The 23,124-nt window shown below is 50.8% G+C and carries 20 protein-coding genes and 1 pseudogene; 1 reads left to right on the top strand and 20 read right to left on the bottom strand.

All coding sequences use genetic code 11. From position 1 onward, the window contains the following. Nucleotides 1–32: 32 nt before the first annotated feature. The 12 genes and pseudogenes from rpe to DXA93_RS07735 form a co-directional block, all read right to left on the bottom strand. A complete protein-coding gene (gene rpe / locus DXA93_RS07785) occupies nt 33–716 on the bottom strand; it encodes a ribulose-phosphate 3-epimerase (protein ID WP_118594617.1) in 684 nt (227 codons plus the stop codon). Nucleotide 717: 1 nt separating this feature from the next. Next, nucleotides 718–1,602 (bottom strand): ribosome small subunit-dependent GTPase A, encoded by an 885-nt coding sequence (rsgA, locus tag DXA93_RS07780; RefSeq protein WP_055219788.1) that lies wholly within the window; start codon nt 1,600–1,602, stop codon nt 718–720. Nucleotides 1,603–1,604: 2 nt separating this feature from the next. Next, complete coding sequence (locus tag DXA93_RS17830; RefSeq protein WP_158576257.1) at nt 1,605–1,769, bottom strand: hypothetical protein; 165 nt, start codon at nt 1,767–1,769, stop codon at nt 1,605–1,607. A 41-nt stretch (nt 1,770–1,810) separates the two neighbouring features. Beyond that, nucleotides 1,811–3,870, bottom strand: a pseudogene (gene pknB / locus DXA93_RS07775) (Stk1 family PASTA domain-containing Ser/Thr kinase). Next, on the bottom strand, nt 3,864–4,607 hold the full coding sequence (locus tag DXA93_RS07770; protein WP_022463152.1) for a Stp1/IreP family PP2C-type Ser/Thr phosphatase: 744 nt from the start codon (nt 4,605–4,607) through the stop codon (nt 3,864–3,866). Before DXA93_RS07770 ends, pknB begins: the two are co-directional and overlap by 7 nt. A 30-nt stretch (nt 4,608–4,637) precedes the next feature. After that, the gene (rlmN, locus tag DXA93_RS07765; RefSeq protein ID WP_055226967.1) at nt 4,638–5,678 is read right to left on the bottom strand and encodes a 23S rRNA (adenine(2503)-C(2))-methyltransferase RlmN; all 1,041 of its coding nucleotides are present in this window, start codon (nt 5,676–5,678) and stop codon (nt 4,638–4,640) included. A 3-nt stretch (nt 5,679–5,681) separates the two neighbouring features. Further along, nucleotides 5,682–7,049: a 16S rRNA (cytosine(967)-C(5))-methyltransferase RsmB gene (gene rsmB, locus DXA93_RS07760; protein WP_306665733.1), complete on the bottom strand. Its 1,368-nt coding sequence runs from the start codon at nt 7,047–7,049 to the stop codon at nt 5,682–5,684. Beyond that, entirely contained in the window at nt 7,039–7,734 is a 696-nt protein-coding gene (locus DXA93_RS07755) for a zinc metallopeptidase (RefSeq protein WP_022463149.1), read from the bottom strand. The genes rsmB and DXA93_RS07755 overlap by 11 nt, the downstream gene beginning before the upstream one ends. A gap of 86 nt (nt 7,735–7,820) precedes the next feature. After that, entirely contained in the window at nt 7,821–8,792 is a 972-nt protein-coding gene (gene fmt / locus DXA93_RS07750) for a methionyl-tRNA formyltransferase (RefSeq protein ID WP_118660194.1), read from the bottom strand. A gap of 27 nt (nt 8,793–8,819) precedes the next feature. Continuing rightward, on the bottom strand, nt 8,820–9,311 hold the full coding sequence (gene def / locus DXA93_RS07745) for a peptide deformylase (RefSeq protein WP_055219778.1): 492 nt from the start codon (nt 9,309–9,311) through the stop codon (nt 8,820–8,822). A gap of 63 nt (nt 9,312–9,374) precedes the next feature. Further along, nucleotides 9,375–11,603, bottom strand: a complete 2,229-nt coding sequence (gene priA / locus DXA93_RS07740) for a replication restart helicase PriA (protein ID WP_119208017.1) — start codon at nt 11,601–11,603, stop codon at nt 9,375–9,377. Continuing rightward, a complete protein-coding gene (locus tag DXA93_RS07735) occupies nt 11,600–13,075 on the bottom strand; it encodes a UDP-N-acetylmuramoyl-L-alanyl-D-glutamate--2,6-diaminopimelate ligase (RefSeq protein ID WP_199709566.1) in 1,476 nt (491 codons plus the stop codon). Before DXA93_RS07735 ends, priA begins: the two co-directional genes overlap by 4 nt. A 197-nt stretch (nt 13,076–13,272) precedes the next feature. On the opposite strand from DXA93_RS07735, the gene arcC reads away from it, so the two are divergent. Continuing rightward, entirely contained in the window at nt 13,273–14,202 is a 930-nt protein-coding gene (arcC, locus tag DXA93_RS07730) for a carbamate kinase (protein WP_022463144.1), read from the top strand. A 75-nt stretch (nt 14,203–14,277) separates the two neighbouring features. Here the strand turns inward: arcC and DXA93_RS07725 are convergent, their stop codons facing one another. From DXA93_RS07725 to alr, 8 genes are all read right to left on the bottom strand, one after another. Further along, the gene (locus tag DXA93_RS07725) at nt 14,278–15,675 is read right to left on the bottom strand and encodes a glycine--tRNA ligase (protein ID WP_055265793.1); all 1,398 of its coding nucleotides are present in this window, start codon (nt 15,673–15,675) and stop codon (nt 14,278–14,280) included. 27 nt (nt 15,676–15,702) lie between these two features. Next, nucleotides 15,703–16,395, bottom strand: coding sequence for a hypothetical protein (locus tag DXA93_RS07720; RefSeq protein ID WP_022463142.1), 693 nt, complete (start codon nt 16,393–16,395; stop codon nt 15,703–15,705). Nucleotides 16,396–16,420: 25 nt separating this feature from the next. Further along, a complete protein-coding gene (locus DXA93_RS07715) occupies nt 16,421–17,701 on the bottom strand; it encodes an adenylosuccinate synthase (protein ID WP_055265795.1) in 1,281 nt (426 codons plus the stop codon). A 141-nt stretch (nt 17,702–17,842) separates the two neighbouring features. Further along, nucleotides 17,843–19,279 (bottom strand): adenylosuccinate lyase, encoded by a 1,437-nt coding sequence (gene purB / locus DXA93_RS07710; protein ID WP_022463140.1) that lies wholly within the window; start codon nt 19,277–19,279, stop codon nt 17,843–17,845. A gap of 167 nt (nt 19,280–19,446) precedes the next feature. Then, the gene (locus DXA93_RS07705; protein ID WP_118666753.1) at nt 19,447–20,205 is read right to left on the bottom strand and encodes an amino acid ABC transporter ATP-binding protein; all 759 of its coding nucleotides are present in this window, start codon (nt 20,203–20,205) and stop codon (nt 19,447–19,449) included. Between the two features lie 24 nt (nt 20,206–20,229). Then, the gene (locus tag DXA93_RS07700) at nt 20,230–20,877 is read right to left on the bottom strand and encodes an amino acid ABC transporter permease (RefSeq protein ID WP_022463138.1); all 648 of its coding nucleotides are present in this window, start codon (nt 20,875–20,877) and stop codon (nt 20,230–20,232) included. A gap of 6 nt (nt 20,878–20,883) precedes the next feature. Continuing rightward, complete coding sequence (locus DXA93_RS07695; protein ID WP_119208015.1) at nt 20,884–21,738, bottom strand: amino acid ABC transporter substrate-binding protein; 855 nt, start codon at nt 21,736–21,738, stop codon at nt 20,884–20,886. Between the two features lie 206 nt (nt 21,739–21,944). Beyond that, nucleotides 21,945–23,069 carry an alanine racemase gene (gene alr, locus DXA93_RS07690; protein ID WP_022463136.1) on the bottom strand — a complete coding sequence of 375 codons (1,125 nt, stop codon included), beginning with the start codon at nt 23,067–23,069 and terminating at the stop codon, nt 21,945–21,947. Between the last annotated feature and the right edge of the window lie 55 nt (nt 23,070–23,124).

Raw genomic sequence — 23,124 nt, 5'->3', positions numbered from 1 at the left:
TTCCCTGCCTCTTTTTTCTGTCTTTTTGTATCTTATTCTGCCTTTTTGCTGTATGAAGAAATTTTTTCCTGCAGCTCGCGCACGTTCTGCTCGATGTTGCTGCCAAATACAGCAGAGCCTGCCACGATGATGTTGGCACCTGCCGCAAGGACTTCATCGATGGTCGCGCGGTTGATGCCGCCATCGACCTGAATGTGCACATGCTCCAGTCCCTTTTCATCCAGCATTCTGCGGAGCGTACGGATCCTCTCCGTCGACTCCGGGATATACTTCTGGCCGCCGAAGCCAGGATAAACGCTCATAATCAGAATCATTTCTACCTGATCCATCACGTCCGTAACCGCAGAAAGCGGCGTATCCGGATTTACGACAACTCCGGCATCTGCGCCTGTTTCATGAATCTTTTTCACGGTTTCTGCCAGATCGCGGCATGCCTCCGCGTGAACCGTGATCATATCCGCCCCGCATCTTTGAAATTCTTCTACGTACCGCTCCGGGTCCTTTACCATCATATGAACATCAAAATACAGACTGCTTTCTTTTCGGATCGACTTTACCACCGGCATTCCAAACGAAATGGATGGTACAAACATTCCATCCATAATATCGATATGAAGCCACCGGCACTCTGCTTTCTCTACCCTTTGGATCTGTTCTCCGAGACGGTTGAAGTCTGCGGATAAAATAGAAGGTGCCAACTGATATACTCGGCTCATGCTAGTATCTCCTCTTTTCCTGTTCTTTCAGTTCTTCATAGAACATGGTATAGTTTTCAAATCTTTCTTTGCTGATATTTCCCTGTTCCAGTGCCTCTTTGACGGCACAGCCCGGCTCTTTTCCGTGGATGCAGCCGAGGAAACGGCATTTTCCTTCGTACGGATGAAATTCCGGGAAAAAGTTTTTCAGCTCCTCTTTTTCCATATCGGTTGTATAAAGCGAGCTGAACCCCGGCGTATCGCACAGATACGTCTCATGGTCGATCGGGATCATCTGGGAATGGCGCGTCGTGTGTTTTCCTTTTTTCAGCTTTTTGCTGATCTCTCCGGTCTCCATCTGAATTTCTTTCTGCATCCGGTTTGTGATCGAAGATTTTCCGACGCCGGACGGACCGGCTACCACCGTTGTTTTCCCTTTCAGGTATGCTTCCACTTCCTGCATGCCCTGCTCTTTCGCTGCACTCACCGTAAAGACACGGTAACCGCAGTTCTCATAGACGCTTCGCAGATGGTCTGTGTAATCTTCCCCCGCAAGATCTCTTTTATTGAAACAGATTGCCGTCGGAACGTTCTGCTGTTCCATCATCACAAGAAAACGGTCCAGAAGCGTCAGGTTCGGGGTCGGATTTTCCAGCGCAAAAATCACAAGCGCCTGATCGATATTGGCCACTGCCGGACGGATCAGTTCATTTTTTCGCGGCAGAATCCGGGTCATATTTCCTGTTTTTTCCGCTTCATCCAGAATCTCGATTTCCACAAGATCTCCGACGAGCGGTTTCTGGCCTTCCTTTCGGAAAATTCCTTTTGCTTTGCACTCATAAATGCCGGATTCTTCTACGTCTACGTAGTAGAATCCGGCAATTCCTTTCATAATCTTTCCTGTCATACTCACCCTTCACTCAACGGAACCGATGGGTACTGTGCAATTGCCTGATAACTTCCGCTCGAATCCATCTCATAGAAGACGATTCTTCCGGTAGAAGAAGCAGACGATGAAGCACTCCAGTTGGTGTTGACAGAATACGGCCAGCTCGTAATGGCCTGTCCATCCATGATGGTGATGGAGGTCTCGTTTCCGTTTCCATCATCCTGGATCAGCTCAATTTTGCAATACCACCCTGATACTGATCCGGCGCACTTAAGGTCTGGCTGCAGGACCAGGTAACATCCGTAGCGGTATTTGCGCCCGGCTCGGCCGGTGTCGGGGTCGGTGTATTCTCATCCGGCGTTGTTGGCTGTGCACTTGGGCTGTTGACATAAATCGTAACGTCCGAACCTTTCTTCACTTTGGTTCCGATTGCCGGGTCAACCTCCATGACTTCACCCTCGGCCACCTTGCTGCTGGTTCCTGTTTTTACAATAATATTGAAATCGCTCAGGATTGATTTTGCAGTTTCCTCATCCAGACCGATCACATCACGGATTGCAATTTCTTCCGCGTCCTTTGATCCCTTGCTGACAACGAGGGTAACGGTGGATTCCGGTGCAACCTGGCTTCCTTCGGCCGGATCAACGGAAATTACGTATCCTTCGGCAACGGTATCGCTGAAATCCTCTGTGGTAGAAACCCGAAGTCCAAGCTGGGTCAGAGCAGCGCTTGCAGCGTCTTTCTGTGTTCCCACAATGCCGGTCGGAATCGTTACGGTTTCTTTTCCGGAGCTTACATAATACGTAATCGTTGCATTTTTATCGACTTTCGTTCCCGGTGTCAGATCCTGGCGGCAGATCTTTCCTGCCTCAATGACATCCGATGCCTCGGTTCCGCCGTTGACTACACCAAGGTTCAGGCTGTTTGCCAGATCGACGGCATCTGCCTCGGTTTTATTGGTCAGATTCGGAACGGTTACTTTTTCCTCTTCTTTGCTGCTGGAAGAAACAACTTCCGTGCTGCTCGATGATGATGCGGAACCGGAAGAAGCTGCGGTCGGTCCTTTTCCGCCGACAATGCCGGCTGCCTGCGCGATAAAGTAGATCAGCATGCAGATGATGATGGCTGCAATCGCAAAACCGCCGATCGTGATGATCTTCTCGAGTTTGTTTCCGGCTTTGTCATCGTCATCCTCATCGTCGTAGTAGGAATCGTCGTCATCCTCATCGTAGGAATCGCGGTCATCCTCTTCTTCGTCCTCATCCTCGTCTTCTTCGTCCTCGTAGCTGTAATCTTCGTCCTCTTCCTCATCCTCGATCTTGCTGTAGCGCTTGCGGGCCGGCTCCTCTGCCGTCTGCGCATTTGCCTTTGCTGCTGCGCCGGAACGGATCTGGCTTAACTCCTCTGCGGATACCATAACAGTCTCGGCGTGAGAGCTTAACGGAGTTACCTTTACGAAATTGCCCTGCGGCTCCATCAGCGAATGCTTCAAGTCGTCGATCAGCTCCGCCATGTTATTGTAACGGCGGTCCGGGCTCTTCTGGGTACATTTTAAGATAATCTGCTCCAGTGCGAACGGAAGGTTCGGGGTATATTTGGATGGAGATTCAATCTCCTCCTGCAGATGCTTGATTGCGATGGCAACGGTGGTGTCGCCGTCAAACGGCACTCTTCCGGTTACCATCTCGTACATGGTGATACCAAGGGAATAGATATCACTCTTATAGTCCGAATATCCGCCGCGCACCTGCTCCGGAGAGCTGTAATGTACGCTTCCCATAACGTTCGAACTGATCGTATTGGAAGAAGTTGCCTTTGCAATACCAAAGTCGGAAAGTTTTACTTTTCCGTCTGTGGAAATGATGATGTTCTGCGGTTTGACATCGCGGTGTACAATATTGCGGTTGTGTGCTGCTTCAAGACCAAGGGAAACCTGAATGGCGATGCTGGTTGCCTCTTTTACGCTCAGTTTTCCTTTGCGGTCAATGTAATCCTTCAGAGTAATTCCCTCGACAAGCTCCATGACGATATAGTAAACGCCGCGGTCCTCCCCGACATCGTACACGTTTACAATATTCGGATGGGACAGTCCTGCTGCGGCCTGTGCCTCCGTGCGGAACTTGCGGATAAAGGTTTTATCCTCCCGGAATTCCGGTTTTAAACCTTGACGGCCACCATGCGGTTCAGCTTGTGGTCTTTTGCTTTGTAGACATCAGCCATACCGCCGGAACCGATCCGGCTTATGATCTCATATCGTTCTCCTAAAATAACGCCCTCTTTTAACATTCTTTCACCTCGTTTGTAAATGGTTCAACGACAATGACTGCGATATTGTCTCTGCCGCCATTTGCATTTGCTTTATCAATTAAACGTTTCGCCTTGTCCTCACCGTCTTCTCGGCAGATGAGTTCGAAAATCTCTTCATCCGTTACCATGTTGGAAAGGCCGTCCGAGCACATCACCAATTGATTGCCCTCTTCAAGCTGAATGTCAAAGAAATCAATCTTTACGGTATCCTGTGTGCCTACTGCTCTGGTAATAATGTTTTTGTCCGGGTGATTCCGCGCCTGCTCGGGAGTGAGTTCTCCAAGGCGCACCATCTCTGCGATCAGGGAATGGTCCTGCGTCACCTGGTCAAACGTGCCATCTGCTGCCAGATACAGCCTGCTGTCTCCTACGTTTGCAACGTAGGCATAGTTGCCGACAACCGTAGCTACTACCATCGTCGTACCCATGCCTTCCATGGATATATCTCGTTTTGCCTGCTCAAAAATCTGGCTGTTTGCTGCTTCAATTCCATGCCGAATGATCCGCACCGGGTTGAAATTCGTATCCCTTTTTACAGATTCCACCAGTACAGAAACACCGTAACGCGAAGCAAAATCGCCCGCGTTATGGCCTCCCATGCCGTCTGCAACGACAAAGAGGTTCGGAAGGTTTCCGACCGGAGAGGCGGAGGCAAACACAAAATCCTGGTTCATCGTCCGTTTCTGTCCGATATCGGTTGCAGAAAATACCTTCATGCTTTTTTCTCCTGTATTGACAGCCGCTTTTTACGGCTGTTCGTTTGATTTATCGATAAAACTTTTTCTTAACTGTCCACAGGCTCCGTCAATATCGGCGCCCATTTCCCTTCTAATAGTAACATTAATTCCGTATTTTTCAAGTTTATTTTTGAAATTCTCTACGACTTTTTTCGTTGATTTCACGTAATCGCGCTCTTTGATCGGGTTGACCGGGATCAGATTTACATGACAGTTGATATCCGAAATCCGCGCGGAAAGCTCTTTTGCATCGGCTTCGCTGTCATTTTTCCCGCCAACGAGAGAGTACTCAAATGTAATCCGACGGCCTGTTTTTGCAAAGTAATTGCGGCATGCATCGAGAATTTCATCAATGGAATATTTATTGGCAATCGGCATCAGCTCGCGGCGCTTTTCATCGTTCGGCGCATGAAGGGAAAGTGCCAGGGTGATCTGGAGTCCCTCATCTGCCAATTTGTACATATTCGGCACGATTCCGCAGGTGGAAACGGTGATGTTTCTCTGGCTGATGTTGAGTCCTTCCTGGCTCGAAAGCAGCCGCACGAAGCGCACCAGATTGTCGTAGTTGTCCATCGGCTCACCCGTTCCCATGACAACCAGATTGGAGACCCGCTCCCCGGTGTCCTCCCAAATCCGGTAAATCTGGTCGAGCATCTCCGACGGAGTCAGGCACCGCACGAGTCCGCCGATTGTGGACGCGCAGAAGCGGCAGCCCATCCGGCAGCCGACCTGGGATGAGATGCAGACGGAATTTCCGTGGTGGTACTTCATCCAGACGCTCTCGATCACGTTACCGTCGCTAAGGCGGAACAGGTATTTTCTCGTTCCGTCGATTTTAGACTCCTGCACCTGCACTTTTTCGAGACAGGTAAGCGGATACTGTTCCTTTAATTTTTCCCGGAAGGCAAGCGAGAGATTCGTCATCTCATCGTAGCTGCCCGCCAGACGATGATGCATCCAGTCGTATAACTGTTTGGCACGGAACGGCTTTTCTCCCATCTGCTGGCAAGCGTCCTTTAATTCGTCTAAGGTCATTGATTTAATATCCATCTGTTACGCCCGTCCTTCCTCTGTTTTCCGGAATTTTGCAAGGAAAAATCCGTCTGTCTTGTGTACCCCCGGGATCAGCTGCAGCTGTCCTTTGGCCGTTTCTCCGCTTTTCAGCTCATCCGGCAGCAGTTCATCCAGACTGACTGCTTCAAACGGGAACTGTTCCAGAAACCATGCGGCATTCTCGCCGTTTTCTTTTCTGTTGACGGTACATGTGCTGTACAGCAGTGTGCCGCCCGGCTTTACGTACGATGCGGCATTTGCAAGGATTGCCCGCTGAATCCGTACCAGCTCCTCTTCTTTTTCTTTTGAAGCATAATATTTGATATCCGGCTTTCTGCCGATGACACCGTATCCGGTGCACGGCAGGTCCGCAATCACAACGTCCGCTTTTCCGATCCATTCCGCATCGAGCTGTTCCGCATCTTTTACCTTCGGCACGACGCAGGAAACACCTGCTCTCTGCACATTTTCCCGGATCAGATCGACCTTGTATTCGGTGAGATCACGCGCTTCCACGCATCCCTGATTTCTCATTTTATCTGCTGCATGGAGGCTCTTTCCGCCCGGTGCCGCGCAGAGATCCAGCACCTGGTCACCCGGCTTTGGATCCGCCAGATGCGCCGCCATCATGGAGCTCACATCCTGAATCTGGAACCGGCCTTCCTGGAAGGCATTCAGTGATGCGATCGTCTCAAAGTTTTTCAGATAGAACGCCTCGCCAAGATACGGCGCTTTTTCCAGCTCTGCCCCCTGGCTTTCCAGGCTTTTCTTCGTCTCCTCGATCGTATTGTTCCAGCGGTTGATACGGATCGTCACCTGTTTTTCTTTCAGGAAATCCGCCATCATCGTTTCTGCCGTTTCTTTTCCGTACTGGGATACGAACTCCTCAACCAGAAATTCCGGCATGGAGTATTTCACGGAAAGATACTGCGTAGTATTGTTCTCCTTCGGCATCGGCAGATGATCTTTTTCCCGCACGATCGTGCGCAGAACGCCGTTGACAAAGCCCTTTAAGTTGTAAAAATGCTTCTTTTCCGCCAGTTTCACCGCCTCATTGACGACTGCCGAATCCGGTACTGCGTCAAGAAAACGGATCTGGTACACCGACATCCGTAAGATCGCACGAATCACCGGCTTGCATTTGTTGATCTTGATTTTGGAATACTGATTGATGATGTAGTCATTCTGGATGCCGTATTCCACGGTTCCCTCGCAGACCCGCTTGATAAACGCACGGTCCTGCCGCGGCAGGAACTGGTATTTATCGAGGGCGTCCCTTACAGCAAGATGGCAGGGCGTTTTCTCCCTGTCCATCTCAAGCAGAATGTTCATAATCAGCTCTCTTGTATTGATTGTATCAGTCATCATTTCTCCTAAATGCTCCGGATAAAATCAGCAGCCGGAGCAGCTGCAGCAGAGAACCGATCACCGCTGCCACGTATGTCATGGCTGCAGCCCAGAGTACTTTCTTGACTCCGTCGTGTTCCGTCTCTGTCACCATACCGCCCTCACTGAGCATTTTTAATGCTCTTCTCGACGCATCGAACTCGACCGGAAGTGTTACCACCTGGAATGCCAGTGCCAGCACAAACAGCCAGATACCGGCTTTCACCAGCATTGGAAGGCTGAAAATCAGTCCGATCAGGAACAGCGGCCAGAAAAGCTGGGATCCAAGGTTCGCTGCCGGAACAATGGCGCTTCTTACTTTCAGCGGCACGTAATCCGTATTGTGCTGTACGGCATGGCCGCACTCATGCGCTGCGACGCCGATCGCTGCGACCGAGGTTGAATCGTAAACCGCATCCGATAAATTCACGGTTTTTGTCCGCGGATCATAGTGGTCGGTCAGTTTACCGGATACGTGGCGGACGGTCACATCGTAGATGCCGGCCTGATGCAGAATGCGCATCGCCGCCTCGCGTCCCGTCATGCCGCTGTACGAGCGGACGGTCTGATATTTGCTGAAAATCGTGTTCATGCGGGCGGATACCGCCATGGAAATCAGTGCGGCAAGAATCACCAGCAGATACGTACTGTCATAAAAAAGTCCCATATCGTTTTTCTCCTTTTTTCTCAGGCACAGCAGCCATCACACCGCTGTGCAGTTCCCCGCCTTAACTTCAGGTTGCTTTTTCTCTTTTATTCGCCAAGTCTGGTACCCGGCTCGATCGCATAGCCGCGCAGGAAATCGGCGGTTTTCATCCGTTTCTTTCCTTCGAGCTGCAGCTCCTCGATCACCAGAATGCCGTCTCCCGTCTTTACATGGAGACCTGTCTCATCTGCCACCCAGACTTTTCCGGCACTCTTCGTCGGATTCTGTCCCGGAATTTTCGAAAACAGATCGCCGCCGAACATGGCAATGACTTTGGCATCCCAGATTTTCAGGTTCTTTCCGTTTACTTTTGTAAAAGCACTCGGCCACGGACTCATCGCACGGATCTGACGTTCGATCTCAACGGCACTCTTCGTCCAGTCGATCTTTCCGTCTTCTTTTTTGATCATCCGCGCATACTCTGTAGTGCTTATCTCCGGCTGTTTTTCCGGTGTCACTTCGCCTTTTTCAAGTCTTGGAAGTGTCTCCACCAGAAGTTTTGCTCCGGCTGCGGCGAGCTTGTCAAAGAGACTGCCGCCGGTCTCATCTGCTGCAAGCGGAACTTCCACTTTCGTCAGCATATCGCCTGTGTCGAGGCCTTCATCCATCTTCATAATGGTTACGCCGCTCACTTCATCGCCGTTCATGACAGCCCACTGGATCGGCGCTGCTCCGCGGTAAGCCGGAAGCAGGGATGCATGAACGTTGATGCATCCGTATTTCGGCATGTCCAAAATCTCTTTTGGAATAATCTGGCCGAATGCAACGACAACGATCACATCCGGCTCCATTTTCCGGATCTCCTCGATCGCCTCTGCATCCCGCACGCGGCGCGGCTGATAGACCGGAAGGCCGTGTTTTTCGGCTGCCTCTTTCACCGGTGTCGGCATCATCTGTTTTCCGCGGCCCTTCGGTTTGTCCGGCTGGGTCACAACGCCTGTGATCTCATAACCGGCCTCCACGAGTGCCTCAAGTGTTCCCACGGAGAAATCCGGGGTTCCCATAAATACCACTTTCATCTGAAGTCATCTCCTTTATTTTAAGACTTACTCTTCGTCCTCGTACTCCTCATACTCATCGTACGTGTTGTCCCAGAGTTCACCTTCTACTTTTTCTGTATACATATGTCCATCAAGGTGATCGCACTCGTGGCAGATGCAGCGGGCAAGAAGTTCGGTTCCCTCCAGTTCAAACGGCTGCATGTCGCGGTCCAGCGCTCTTACCTTTACGTAATTCGGACGGGTTACTGTACCGGATTTTCCCGGAAGGCTTAAGCAGCCTTCTGCTCCTGTCTGGCTTCCGGAAGTCTCCAGGATTTCCGGATTGATCAGAAGATGTGGGGTTCCGTCCACATCCATGACTACGATTCTCTTTAAGATGCCGACCTGCGGTGCGGCAAGGCCGACACCGTTTGCCTCATACATGGTGTCAAACATGTCGTCGATCAGCTCGCTGATTCTTGGTGTCATCTTCTCCACCGGTCTGCATTTTTTCGTTAATACGCGGTCGCCTACGACTCTGATTTCTCTGATTGCCATAATTCTTTTCCTTTCTTTTGCTCTTCTATTATAAATAATCTATGTGTAAATAGTATGAAAAAACTAATACTTTCTGCTGAAGTCAAACTGTAAATAAACGGTACGGAAGCCTTTGTTAATCTCGATATACCGCTCCAGTTTTTCCCGCAGCTCTGCCAGCACCTCTTCCTGCGGCGCGCGTACATACACGGCCATGCGGTACAGGTCATTGATTTTCGACACTGCCTCACTTGCCGGGCCGATGATCTGGACTTCGCGGTTTCCCCGGATGCGGATGAGATATCTGCGAATGTATTCCATCGCCTGCGCCAGATGCGCTTCATTCTCCCCGGCTCCGTGGATCGCCAGAAGCTCCGCCGCCGGGGGATATCCCATCAGACGGCGGTAGTCCATTTCTTTCTCGTAAAATGTCCCGTAATCCTGCTCTGCCGCCGTCTGAATGCTGTAATGTTCGGGATGGTACGTCTGAATGACTGCCATTCCCGGCTTTTCGCCTCTTCCGGCGCGGCCGACTGCCTGCGTCAGCAGCTGGAACGTACGCTCCCCGGCACGGTAATCGACTGCATTCAGGGAGAGATCCGCCGCCAGCGCTCCCACCAGCGTGACATTCGGGAAATCGTGGCCTTTTACGATCATCTGGGTTCCAATCAGGATATCGGCCTCCCCCGCCGCAAATGAGGACAGGATTTCTTCATAACTGTTTTTCGTTTTTGTCGTGTCGCCGTCCATCCTAAGAACGCGTGCCTTTGGAAACAGCTTTTTCACGTTCTGCTCGATCTGCTGTGTGCCGGCACGGAAGCCGCCGATGTACGGGGAACCGCACGACGGGCACGCATGTACCTGCGGTGTTTCATAACCGCAGTAATGGCAGATGAGCTTTCCGTTATTGTGTGCTGTCAGTGATACATCGCAGTGCGGGCATTTCATCACATGGCCGCATGCACGGCATGAGACGAAGCCCGCATAGCCTCTGCGGTTCAGAAACAGTACAACCTGTTCCTTTTTTTCAAGCCGTTTTTCGATCTCTTCCCGCAGCTTTCCGGACAGAATCGAACGGTTTCCCATCTGTAATTCTTCCCGCATATCCGCGATCCATACGGACGGAAGTGCTGCATTTCCGTACCGCGCATCCATCCGGAACAGCGCGTACGCTCCCGTCTCGCAGGCGTAAGAAGCATCCACCGACGGCGTTGCCGAACCCATCACCACATGGGCATGCTCCAGCCCGGCACGGCGCACGGCGGTCTCCCTTGCATGGTAGCGCGGCGTCACTTCACTTTTATAGGAGGTTTCATGCTCCTCATCGATTACAATCAGCCCCAGATCCGGAAACGGTGCAAAGAGTGCGGAACGCGGACCGATCATAATACTGACCTCCCCGCGCCGCGCGCGCTCCATCTGGTCGGCGCGCTCGGACGGTGTCATCCGCGAGTTGACTACCGTGACCCTTGTTCCAAACCGTGCGCAGAACCGCTCCACGTTCTGATACGTCAGCGCAATCTCCGGGATCAGCACGATCACCTGTTTTCCTTCCTTCAGCACTCGCTCCATCAGCTCCATATAGACGAGCGTTTTGCCGCTTCCCGTCACACCGCGGATCAGGCAGGGGCGGTTCTGCCCTTCCCATTCCTTTCGAATGCCGTCCACCACGGCCTGCTGCTGTTCGTTTGGTTTTCCCGCAGTTGTTCTTCCTGCCGCATCAGATACCGGATTTCTCCAGGTGCTCGTACGGCGGATTTCCAACACGCCCTGCTCTTCCATCACGTGCAGCGTATCTGCCGTGATTTTTAGTTTCTTGCTCACAACCGGCCCTGGAAGAACCGGCTGGGCCAGCAGCGCGTTTAAGAGACGGATTCTCGCTTTATAATTTTTCTTTCTGTAGTTTTCCAGCAGCTCCTCACATCTCGCAGGATCTGCAAGAAGCGCAATTTCGCGGGTTTCTTTCCCGCGCGCCTTTACTTTGACCGGAAGCACCGTCTTTAACGCCTGGATCATCGTCGATCCGTACGTATGACGCATCCACGCGGCGAGCGCGATGAGCTTCGTCTCTACAGTCGCCGCATCCTTTTGTACCGCGAGGATGGCCTTCATCCGGTCCTGCGGACATTTCGGCTCGTTTCCGACGGAAAGCACATAGCCGGTGATCGTGCGGTTTCCGTTTCCAAACGGAATCTGTACCGCCGTTCCCGGACCGATCTCCCCTGTCAGTTCCGGCGGAACCTTGTACTGAAAGGTCCGGTCCAGTTTTTCATTTGTGATATCTACGATTACATCAGCGTAAACGCTGCTCATACATTCCCCTTACTTTCTTCCAGTATTTCCCGGATCAGCGCGCGCTCATCCATCTCGTACCGTTTCCCCTTCCGGATCTGATACGTTTCGTGGCCTTTTCCCGCGAGCACCACGAGATCGCCCGGCTGCCGGTTTTCGATCACATACCGGATCGCCTCTTTACGGTCTGCAATCTCAACGAAAGCGCCTTCTGTTTTCCCGATTCCCGTCCGGATATCGTCCAGAATCGCCTGTGGTTCCTCATCCCGCGGATTGTCTGAGGTGATGACGGTCAGATCCGCCAGACGCCCCGACACCTCTCCCATCTGGAATCTCCGGTCCCGCGCGCGGTTTCCGCCGCAGCCGAAGAGACAGATCAGGCGCTTCGGATGGTATTTCCGCAGTGTCTTTAACAGGCTTTCGAGGCTCATCGCATTGTGTGCGTAGTCAATGAGAAGCGTCATTTCCGGATACACCGGAACTGCCTCACACCGCCCACGGACGCGGACTGTGGAAAGTGCCTCCTGCATCGCCTTTTCCGGGATTCCCATCTGCGCGCAGACCGCAATGGCGGCAAGCGAGTTGGAAACGGAAAACAGACCCGGCAGATCTACCCGTACCGGAAAATCCGCTGCGCCCTGCACCCGGTATGAGACACCGAGCACGCCGGGCGCCTGATCGAGTGCTGCATCTGCTGCCATAAAATCAGCTTTTTCCCTGCATCCGAATGTCACCAGACGGCAGGTGCTCTGCCTTATGATCTCCGGAAACCTTTTGTCATCCCGGTTTACAATTCCGGTTCTGCAGGTGCGAAGCAGCTTCTTTTTGCAGGACAGGTATTCTGCAAACGATGCATGCTCCCCGGCGCCGATGTGGTCGTTTCCAATGTTGGTGAACACACCGTAATCAAACGTAATTCCATCACACCGGTGCTGTTTTTCCGCCTGCGAGGAAACCTCCATCACAACATGGGTGCAGCCCTCCCGCATCATTTCAGAAAACAGCTTCTGCAGCACAACAGGCTCCGGCGTTGTATTTTCTGACAGAATGCTTTTTTCCCCGATCCTCGTCTCGATCGTTCCGATGAGTCCTGCGCGGATCCCTGCTTTTCGCAGGATTTCGTAAATCATATATGCAGTCGTCGTCTTTCCCTTCGTGCCGGTCACTCCGATTGTCACAAGGTGCTGCGCCGGATCGTCCTCCCAGGCACAGGAAAGCTGTGCGAGTGCTTCTCTGCTGTCCTTTACTACGAGTACGGTTACCTTTTCCGGAATCCCTTCCAGTTCCCGCTCCGCAACCAGAACAGCAGCGCCCCTCTCGACTGCTTCTTCTGCATATACGTGCCCGTCCATCCTGTTTCCGCGGATGCAGACAAACACGTTCTGCGGCTGTACTTTTCTGCTGTCGCATGTGATTCCTGTAACTTCCGCATCCAGACTGCCCTGCTGGAGCTGATATGCGATCCGCTTTTGTAACGTGCGCATGTTTTTCATGCCGGGACCTCCCTTTCACGTTTCAAATCCCTACGACTCAGATACTTTTATAGAATACCATAGTCCGAAAAACATTTCAATGTGCGCAATGTCGGTTTCTTCTTGATTTTTGCTCCCATAAACTTTATAATAGTTCTATATTGATGCCTGGTTTTTTCGTATCAAAATCTATGAACTGCAAAGAGAGGTATCTTCCAATGAAAAGAAAAAAAATAGTTGTTGCACTGGGACACAAAGCTCTTGGAACGACGCTGCCGGAACAGAAAGCAGCCGTAAAACGTTCCGCAAAAGTAATCGCAGATCTCGTTGCTGCCGGTGCTGATGTTGTCATCACCCACAGCAATGCGCCGCAGGTCGGCATGATCCACATGGCGATGAATGAATTCGGCAAAATGCACACCGACTACAGCGCAGCCCCGATGTCTGTCTGCTCCGCTATGAGCGAAGGCTACATCGGCTACGACCTGCAGAACGCCATCCGTGCTGAGCTTCTCCGCAGAGGAATCTTCAAAACTACATCCACGATTCTTACACAGGTTGAAGTAGATCCGTACGACGATGCCTTCAACAATCCGGTCAAACTGATCGGCCGTACGCTTACCAAAGAGGAGGCTGACGCAGAGGAAGAAAAAGGAAACTACGTAACGAAAACCGAGGACGGCTACCGCCGAATCGTTGCTGCTCCGAAGCCGCAGGATATCGTAGAGATCGACTCCATCCGTCTTCTTCTCGATGCCGGACAGGTTGTCATCGCAGCAGGCGGCGGCGGAATCCCGGTTCTCCCGCAGAATGAAGAGTTAAAGGGTGCATCCGCAGTCATCGAAAAAGACCTCACCAGCGGCCTGATGGCAGAAATGCTGAACGCAGACATGCTGATGATCCTGACCAGCGTGGAAAACGTTTCCATCAACTACGGTACCCCGGACGAAAAACCGCTGGAGCACATCACCGTTGCTGACGCGAAGAAATACATCGCAGAAGGCCAGTTTGGAGAAAACTCCATGCTGCCGAAGATGGAAGCAGCTGTTTCTTTCCTCGAGAAAGGCATCGGCCGTACCGCAGTCATCACTTCCATTGATTCTGCACTCGCCGGATTCCAGGGAAAAACAGGTACGATTATCGAGTAATACAAAGTATAGAAAAAAGGATTCCCGCGAGTGGGAATCCTTTTTTCTACTCTTTTTTCGGACTAAAAAGCCAGATTAGAAAGTAAATTTATCTGCAAAGTAAGCATCGAGATCCTCAATTTTAATTCTCTCCTGCTCCATGGTGTCACGGTCACGGACGGTAACAGCACCATCGGTCTCGGAATCGAAGTCGTAGGTGATGCAGTACGGAGTACCGATCTCATCCTGACGGCGATACCGTTTTCCGATATTTCCACGGTCATCAAACTCGCAGTTGTATTTCTTGGACAGCTCTGCAAAGACTTTCTCAGCGCCCTCGTTCAGCTTCTTGGAAAGCGGAAGCACACCGATTTTTACCGGTGCCAGTGCCGGATGGAAATGCATCACAGTACGAACATCATTCTTCTCTGCGTCGAGAACTTCCTCGTCATAAGCGCTGCACAGGAATGCCAGAACGACACGGTCAGCACCAAGAGACGGCTCGATAACATACGGGATGTATTTCTCGTTCTTCTCTGGATCGAAATAGGTCATATCCTGTCCGGATACATTCTGATGCTGGGTCAGGTCGTAATCGGTACGGTCTGCGATTCCCCACAGCTCGCCCCATCCGAACGGGAACAGGAACTCGATATCGGTTGTTCCCTTGCTGTAGAAGCACAGCTCTTCCGGAGAATGGTCTCTTGCACGCATCTCTTCGTCTTTCATGCCGAGGCTCTTCAGCCAGTTGATGCAGAAGCCTCTCCAGTACTGGAACCAGTCAAGGTCGGTGCCAGGCTCGCAGAAGAACTCCAGCTCCATCTGCTCGAACTCACGGGTACGGAAGGTGAAGTTACCCGGTGTAATCTCGTTACGGAAAGATTTACCGATCTGACCGATTCCGAACGGAATTTTCTTTCTGGAAGTACGCTGTACGTTTTTGAAGTTTACGAAGATACCCTGTGCAGTCTCCGGACGAAGATATACGGTGTTCTTCGCATCCTCTGTAACACCCTGGAAGGTTTTGAACATCAGGTTGAACTGACGGATATCGGTAAAGTTATGTTTTCCGCAGGACGGACACGGAATCTGATGCTCCTCGATGAAGTTCTTCATCTCTTCCTGGGACCATGCGTCTACACTGCCGCCTTCGATTTCAATGCCTTTTTCCTCGCAGAAGTCTTCGATCAGCTTGTCTGCACGGAAACGCTCGTGGCACTCTTTACAGTCCATCAGAGGATCGGAAAATCCGCCGAGATGACCGGAAGCTACCCATGTCTGCGGGTTCATCAGGATCGCGCAGTCAACACCTACGTTGTGCGGGCTCTCCATCACGAATTTCTGCCACCATGCTTTTTTCACGTTGTTTTTCAGCTCAACACCGAGCGGGCCGTAATCCCAGGTATTTGCCAGGCCGCCGTAGATTTCGGAACCCGGATATACAAAACCTCTGGATTTTGCTACTGCCACAATTTTGTCCATTGTCTTTTCCATAGTTAGTTACTCCTCTATTTTATTTGTTTACTTACCATAAACAACAATAACAGGACTGGCAAGAAGAACGTCCTGCTCATATTCCTGCTCTGTTTCTTCTGTCTTAGTCTGCTCTGATGATGACGCAGAAGCACTCTCTGTGGACTTTGTGGTCCACTCGCCGGCCGTATCCACCGTGTTTTTTCCTTTGATCACGGCTGTACCGGAAACGCAGAGCACCGGATCTTCCGTTACGATTTCCAGCGGCTCCTCGCAGACAATCACGCGTACATGCTTAACGCCTTTGACCGCATCTTCGACTGAAACCTCATTGCCTTTAGAATCGACAAAGGAAGCGGAAAAATCATATCCCGCTTCTTCTGCCTCATCCAGCGTGCCTGCGAAAAATTCTGCTCCGTGATAATCCGCGTAAGACTGGTAATCTCCGTATTCCATCCGGATCTCCACCTTGTCCTCTTTGATCTGGCATTTTTCCAGCTTCACGGAATCCGCATCGCCGCGCTCCTCTGTGAATTTTTTGATGTCATCCTCCACAAAGACCTTCAGTTCGTCTTCCGTGTAATCATCGTCTTTGCTGTAATCTTCCACAATAGCTTCTGTCACAACACCATTTTTGCTCACATAGACAGATGTCGTTGTCACATCTTTTAACTTCTCACAGCCCGACAGCAGCACGGAAGCCGCTGTCAGAACTGCGAGAAGCTGTCCTGCTTTTTTCATAAAAATCCTCTAAAAACCGCCTGAATTATTTATTGCGGTAAATGATATCGTCTCTTCCCGGTCCGTTGGAGATCATGGTGATCGGGAATCCGATTTCTTTCTCTACAAACTCGATGTAGTTTCTGCAGTTCTCCGGCAGATCCTCGTATTTCTTGATGCCGCGGATATCGCATTTCCATCCCGGAAGGGTTTTCAGAACTGGTTTTGCTTTCTCAAGAATGCTGGTGTTCGGGAAATCGTGGATTTCTTTTCCGTCTACTTCGTATGCTGTGCAGACCGGAATCTCATCCAGATAGCCAAGTACGTCAAGTACGGTGAACGCTACATCGGTGGTACCCTGCATTCTGCAGCCGTAACGGGAAGCAACACAGTCGAACCATCCCATACGTCTCGGGCGGCCTGTGGTTGCACCGAACTCTCCGCCGTCTCCGCCGCGTCTTCTGAGCTCATCTGCCTCATCGCCGAAGATCTCGGAAACGAAAGCACCTGCTCCTACTGCGCTGGAGTAAGCTTTGCATACGGTTACGATTTTCTTGATTTCATATGGCGGAACACCTGCTCCTACTGCGCCGTAGCCGGCCAGTGTGGAAGAAGAAGTTACCATCGGGTAAATTCCGTGATCCGGGTCTTTTAAGGAACCAAGCTGACCCTCAAGCAGGATCTCCTTGCCTTCCTGAATCGCGTTCCACAGGAATGCGGAAGTATCGCATACGTATGGCTCAACCATTTTTTTGTATTCCATCAGCTCTGCATAGATCTCATCCGGATTTAACTGCGGTTTGTGATACAGATGCTCGAGCAGAATGTTCTTGGTTTCGCATACGGATTTCAGTTTCTCTTTCAGGTGCTCATCGTCGAACAACTCGTTTACCTGGAAACCGATTTTTGCATATTTATCTGAGTAGAACGGAGCGATACCGGATTTGGTGGAACCAAAGGATTTTCCGCCCAGACGCTCTTCCTCATACTGATCGAACAGGATGTGGTACGGCATTACCATCTGTGCACGGTCGGAAATTTTGATCTTCGGTGCCGGCACTCCCTTCGAAACGATCTCATTTAACTCTTTGATCAGAACCGGAATATTGAGTGCAACACCGTTTCCGATTACGCTTGTTGTGTGGCTGTAAAATACGCCGGATGGAAGGGTATGAAGTGCAAACTTTCCATAGTTGTTTACAATGGTATGGCCTGCATTCGCACCACCCTGGAAACGGACAATAATGTCTGCCTCTTTTGCGAGCATATCGGTAATCTTACCTTTTCCCTCGTCTCCCCAGTTTGCTCCTACTACTGCCTTAATCATGTGACATCCTCCTAATTCAACGTATACTTGCGGCCTCTTTGTTTCGGCCGTTCATGCATAGTATACCATGTTTTCTTCATAAGTAAAACTTATTATTACTTATAAAATTTGTTTTTTTATTATTTCTGTTTATCAAACGCATCAGACGTTGATTTCCGCAGTCATGCCAAGTGCCTCTTTGTTTGCCTCAAGCACCGGATTAACTACGTTCTTCAGGAATGCGTCAACCTGTACGGATGCGCGGCCTGTGTATTTGGACGGATCCATCGTCTTTTCCAGCTCTTCTTTGGTCAGATGGAACATCTCATCCGCTGCGATCAGATCCAGAAGATCGTTGTCGCGGCCTTCCTCTTTGACATGTTTTCCGGCGATCATGGACAGCTCGCGGATTCTCTCATGCAGCTCCTGACGGTCGCCGCCTGCTTTTACCGCATCCATCATGATATTCTCAGTTGCCATAAACGGAAGCTCTGCCATCATGTGTTTTAAGATAACCTTTGGATAAACCACAAGTCCGTCTACGACGTTCATGCACAGATCCAGGATACCGTCGATGGCAAGGAAGCCTTCCGGAATGGAAAGTCTCTTGTTTGCAGAGTCATCGAGGGTTCTCTCAAACCACTGTACAGAAGAGGTGATGGCCGGATTTAATGCATCGGTGATCACATAACGGGACAGGGATGCGATACGCTCGCTTCTCATCGGATTTCTCTTGTATGCCATGGCGGAAGATCCGATCTGTCCTTTCTCGAACGGCTCCTCAACTTCTTTTAAGTGCTGCAGAAGACGGATGTCGTTGGAGAATTTTGTTGCGCTTGCCGCAATGCCTGCCAGAACGTTTAATACTCTCGTATCGACTTTTCTGGAATACGTCTGTCCGGAAACAGGATAGCAGTTCTTGAAGCCCATTTTCTCAGCGATCATCGGATCGATCTTGTCGATGGTCTCCTGATCTCCGTCGAACAGCTCTAAAAAGCTTGCCTGTGTGCCTGTTGTTCCTTTGGAGCCGAGCAGCTTTAAGGTGCTCTGTACGTACTCGAGATCTTCAAGATCCATTAAGAACTCCTGCATCCACAGGGTTGCACGTTTTCCGACGGTGGTCGGCTGTGCCGGCTGGAAGTGGGTGAAGGCAAGGGTCGGCTGGTCTTTGTAGGTATCCGCAAATTTTGCCAGCTCAGCGATAACGTTCACCAGTTTTTTCTTCACCAGCTTTAAGGCTTCGTTCATGACAATGATATCGGTATTGTCGCCTACGTAGCAGCTGGTTGCTCCCAGATGGATGATTCCTTTTGCTTTCGGACACTGTACGCCGTAGGCATACACATGGGACATTACGTCATGACGGCAGACTTTCTCTCTTTCTTTTGCCACATCGTAGTTGATGTTCTCGGCATTTGCTTTCAGTTCTTCGATCTGCTCATCTGTAATAGAAAGTCCCAGTTCTTTTTCTGTCTCAGCCAGCGCAATCCATAACTTTCTCCAGGTACGGAATTTCATATCCGGGGAGAAGATGTACTGCATCTCCTTGCTTGCATAACGTTCGGAAAGAGGGCTTACATATCTGTCAGTTCCGCTCATAGACACGATTCTCCTTTTCTTGTCAAAATGTGTATTCGGTTTCTCTTTTATCCCCGCTCTTTTTCATCCCCAAAAACAGAACGGGGCGTATAAAGAGCGTGTTTGAAATACGTTTCAACCACGCTCTAGTATAACGCATGTTGTTTTTTTAGGCAAGTGCAACGTCGTTACTTCTCACGAAATTTTCCCAAAAAGCCCTGCATTCTGGCATTTTCGGAATCGAAGACTTCGTCCGGCGTTCCTTCCACGGCGATCACGCCCTGGTCCATAAAGATGATGCGGTTGGAAATCTCCCGGGCAAAATTCATCTCGTGGGTAACGATCACCATGGTCATATTCATCTCCGCAAGGGATTTGATGACCTTCAGCACCTCGCCTGTCAGCTCCGGGTCGAGCGCCGAAGTCGGCTCATCAAAAAAGAGCACCTTCGGGTTCAGCATCAGCGCACGCGCAATCGCAACCCTCTGACACTGACCGCCGGAAAGCTGACACGGATACGCCTTTTCTTTTCCTGTGAGTCCCATTTTCTGCAGCAGCTCTTCTGCCTGTGCTTCCACCTCCGCACGGTTGCGTTTCTGCACATGAATCGGCGCATCGCAGAGGTTTTTCATCACATCATAATGTGGAAACAGGTGGAAGCTCTGGAATACCATTCCAAAGTTTTCCTGAATTTTCCGCAGCACGGCCGGCTTTGCATAAACGGATTTTCCATTTTGCATGGTGACTGCCTGCTCGCCAAGATATGTCAGGTCACCGCCCTCCATCGTCTCCAGCATCGCCGCACACCGCAGCAGCGTCGATTTTCCCGATCCCGACGGGCCGATGATCGAGAGCACCTCGCCCTCTTCTACTTTGAGGGAAATATCTTTTAACACTTCGAGATCCCCAAAGCTCTTTCTTACATGGTTCATTTCCAGATAAATCATATCGTTTTCCGCTCTCTTCTATAGTTAATGATAATAAGAAAATTTCTTTTCCAAAAGTTCCATCACCCACGCCACGACAAAATTGAAGATGTAGTAGAAAATACCGGCGGCGACGAACGGAACCATCGTGGTCTTGGCCGCCGCGATCTGTTTTGCGATCGTGAACATTTCCACATAGGAAATGGAAAAGGCCAGCGACGTATCCTTGACCAGCGTAATCACCTCATTAGTGATCGCCGGCAGAATCCGTTTCACAACCTGCGGCAGAATAATGCGGACAAACGTCTGTCCCTTCGAATAACCAAGAAGCTTTGCTGCCTCGTACTGTCCACGATCCATCGAAACGATGCCGGAGCGGTAGATTTCTGCAAAATAGGCGCCGTAGTTTAAGGCAAATCCGGTGATAATCGCCGGAAAGCGCCATTTTCCGATGTTCATACCGAACAGATAGAACGGTCCGAAGTAAACCACCATGAGCTGCAGCATCAGAGGCGTGCCGCGCATCAGGGAGATATAGAGCCGGAAAATTCCGCTCACAATCCGGTTTTTCGACATACGCCCAAAGGCGATTAGCAGACCGAGCGGCAGGGAAAATACGAGCGTCAGGACAAATATCGAAATCGTTCCCGCCATTCCGGTACTAAGCTGTGATAGAATCATGGACAACTTCATGCTGCTTTACTCTCCTTTTTTCTCCAGACACACCATGTCTGCGATTCCGTATTTTTCTGCGAGCTTGCCGAATGTTCCGTCGGCCAGAACCTGCTGCAGGCCTTCGTTTACTTTATCGCAGAGCTCGGTATTTCCTTTTTTGAATCCGATCGCATATTTCTCAGAGTTCAGGTGCTCGTCGAGGATTTTGTATCCTTCTCCGCGGCTTTCCAGCTGATATTTGGCAACGCCGATATCCATGGCAACCGCATCGATGGAACCTGCCTGAAGCTCTACAAACGCATTGTTGTAATCCGGGAACTGCTGCAGAGCGGCGAAAGTATCGGCGAGTTCTTTCTGACCGCCTTCTTCCTCACTCTGTAAAAGATCGAGTGCTGCGGATGCTGCCTGCACACCAACCGTCTTTCCTGCCAGATCGGACAGGCTGTTGATGCCGGAATTCTCGGATACGACCATCACCTGGCTGTTGTCCACGTACGGATCGGACCAGGTGTAATCGTCCTCTCTGCCGTTCATGGTAAAGCCGTTCCAGATGCAGTCAATCGCACCAGAATTCAGCTCGGTATCTTTCGCATCCCAGTTGATCGGGGTTTTTACCAGCTTCCAGCCGTAAATCTCGCAGACTGCCTCAGCGAGCTCCAGGTCAAATCCGGTGTAATCGCCCGTCTCATCGTCCATGTAGCCGTACGGCGGGTATTCTGCATCGAAGCCTACGGTAAAGGTTGTCGTTCCGTCTGCGGAAGAGGATGCTGCTCCTGCTGATGAGGCAGATGTTTTTGCTGTGTCTGCAGAGCCGCAGCCAGCCAGCAGGGCAGATACACAAAAGGCTGCTGTCAAAATGCTAACCATTTTCTTTTTCATAATAATCTTCTCCTTTTCTACGTGATCATGTTATCACTGTACTACGCTAAACTAATTGGTATCCTACCATACTCCGGCACCGCCTGTCAACCCGCACCGGTTAAATAATCCAGAAAACCTGTTCCAACACAAAAAAGTCTCCGAAACGGTCAGCAGATTCTGCTTTTTTCCGTCTTCGGAGACTTTGATTTTTCTATTTTGGATAACTATTTATAAACCCTTGTTACACGGCTGCTGATATCGCAGAGCATTTCGTAATCGAAACGTGCCGCCGGGTTGGCGATCTCTTCGATCGTGATGGTCTCATCCCCGTCGGTTCCGACAAGCGTTACAACGTCCTCCACCTGCACATCCGGGATGTCGGTCACGTCCACCATCATCTGATCCATACAGATTCTTCCGATGATCGGTGCTTTTTTCCCGTGGATCAGCACACAGCCCTGGTTCGAGAGAGCTCTCGGATAGCCGTCTGCATAGCCGGCTGAAACAGTTGCGATCCGTGTCATCGGTTTCTCGGTCACATACGTGGCACCGTAGCTGACGCCGATGCCCGGGCCGACTTCCTTCACATGGATGACATGACTCTTCCAGGAAAGCGCCGGGATCAGATCGAGGCGCTCTTTTTTTACCTCCTCGGATGGGTAAATGCCGTAGGTGATGATACCGGAACGCACCATCTCAAAGCGGTGATCGTCAAATTCCATGATTCCGGCGGAGTTGCAAATATGGCGAAGCGGAATCGTCACGCCGCGCTCTGCTAAAAGTGCCGTCATCTTATCATATTTTTCCATCTGCATCGAACAGTACGTCTTGTCTTCCTGATCGGCGCAGGAGAAATGCGTAAACATACCTTCCAGCTCGATGTGCGGAAGATCCGCGATTTTTGCCGCCTCATCCGCATCGTGTTCCGTCACCTGGAAGCCGATCCGCGTCATGCCGGTATCGACCGCAAGGTGTGCTTTTGCTTTCCGGTTCTGGCGTGCTGCCTCTTTTTCGAGGGCAAGCGCCTGTGCGTAGCTGTCGATCGTCTGAGTGATGTCGTATTCCACAAGGTCGCCATACTGGGACGGGGACACGTAGCCGAGAATCAGGATCGGCGCGGAAATGCCGTTTTCTCTGAGCTCGACAGCCTCCTCGATGGTTGCGGTTGCAAAATAATCAACCTGGTTTTCCAGATAGGATGCTACCGGAACGGCACCGTGGCCGTAGGCGTTCGCTTTTACAACGCCAAGGAGTTTCACGCCCTCCGGTAGTCTTTTTTTCACTTCTCTGATGTTATGCCCGATCGCTTCGAGTGAAATCTCTGCATAACAGCGTAAGTATCTGTTCACTTTTTTCCTTCTTTCTTTCCGTACTTTTTCTGAGACGCCAAAACGTGCCTGAAAA

This window comes from Blautia sp. OF09-25XD (assembly GCF_003482095.1).
Classification (GTDB): domain Bacteria; phylum Bacillota; class Clostridia; order Lachnospirales; family Lachnospiraceae; genus Fusicatenibacter; species Fusicatenibacter saccharivorans.
This window is presented reverse-complemented; position numbering and strand designations above follow the sequence as displayed.

What these genes read in the sequence shown, in the direction of transcription:
- rpe (WP_118594617.1), bottom strand. Translation starts at nt 716, where the DNA reads ATGAGCCGAGTATATCAGTTGGCACCTTCTATTTTATCCGCAGACTTC.
- rsgA (WP_055219788.1), bottom strand. Translation starts at nt 1,602, where the DNA reads ATGACAGGAAAGATTATGAAAGGAATTGCCGGATTCTACTACGTAGAC.
- DXA93_RS17830 (WP_158576257.1), bottom strand. Translation starts at nt 1,769, where the DNA reads ATGGATGGACAGGCCATTACGAGCTGGCCGTATTCTGTCAACACCAAC.
- DXA93_RS07770 (WP_022463152.1), bottom strand. Translation starts at nt 4,607, where the DNA reads ATGAAGGTATTTTCTGCAACCGATATCGGACAGAAACGGACGATGAAC.
- rlmN (WP_055226967.1), bottom strand. Translation starts at nt 5,678, where the DNA reads ATGGATATTAAATCAATGACCTTAGACGAATTAAAGGACGCTTGCCAG.
- rsmB (WP_306665733.1), bottom strand. Translation starts at nt 7,049, where the DNA reads ATGATGACTGATACAATCAATACAAGAGAGCTGATTATGAACATTCTG.
- DXA93_RS07755 (WP_022463149.1), bottom strand. Translation starts at nt 7,734, where the DNA reads ATGGGACTTTTTTATGACAGTACGTATCTGCTGGTGATTCTTGCCGCA.
- fmt (WP_118660194.1), bottom strand. Translation starts at nt 8,792, where the DNA reads ATGAAAGTGGTATTTATGGGAACCCCGGATTTCTCCGTGGGAACACTT.
- def (WP_055219778.1), bottom strand. Translation starts at nt 9,311, where the DNA reads ATGGCAATCAGAGAAATCAGAGTCGTAGGCGACCGCGTATTAACGAAA.
- priA (WP_119208017.1), bottom strand. Translation starts at nt 11,603, where the DNA reads ATGAGCAGCGTTTACGCTGATGTAATCGTAGATATCACAAATGAAAAA.
- DXA93_RS07735 (WP_199709566.1), bottom strand. Translation starts at nt 13,075, where the DNA reads ATGAAAAACATGCGCACGTTACAAAAGCGGATCGCATATCAGCTCCAG.
- arcC (WP_022463144.1), top strand. Translation starts at nt 13,273, where the DNA reads ATGAAAAGAAAAAAAATAGTTGTTGCACTGGGACACAAAGCTCTTGGA.
- DXA93_RS07725 (WP_055265793.1), bottom strand. Translation starts at nt 15,675, where the DNA reads ATGGAAAAGACAATGGACAAAATTGTGGCAGTAGCAAAATCCAGAGGT.
- DXA93_RS07720 (WP_022463142.1), bottom strand. Translation starts at nt 16,395, where the DNA reads ATGAAAAAAGCAGGACAGCTTCTCGCAGTTCTGACAGCGGCTTCCGTG.
- DXA93_RS07715 (WP_055265795.1), bottom strand. Translation starts at nt 17,701, where the DNA reads ATGATTAAGGCAGTAGTAGGAGCAAACTGGGGAGACGAGGGAAAAGGT.
- purB (WP_022463140.1), bottom strand. Translation starts at nt 19,279, where the DNA reads ATGAGCGGAACTGACAGATATGTAAGCCCTCTTTCCGAACGTTATGCA.
- DXA93_RS07705 (WP_118666753.1), bottom strand. Translation starts at nt 20,205, where the DNA reads ATGATTTATCTGGAAATGAACCATGTAAGAAAGAGCTTTGGGGATCTC.
- DXA93_RS07700 (WP_022463138.1), bottom strand. Translation starts at nt 20,877, where the DNA reads ATGAAGTTGTCCATGATTCTATCACAGCTTAGTACCGGAATGGCGGGA.
- DXA93_RS07695 (WP_119208015.1), bottom strand. Translation starts at nt 21,738, where the DNA reads ATGAAAAAGAAAATGGTTAGCATTTTGACAGCAGCCTTTTGTGTATCT.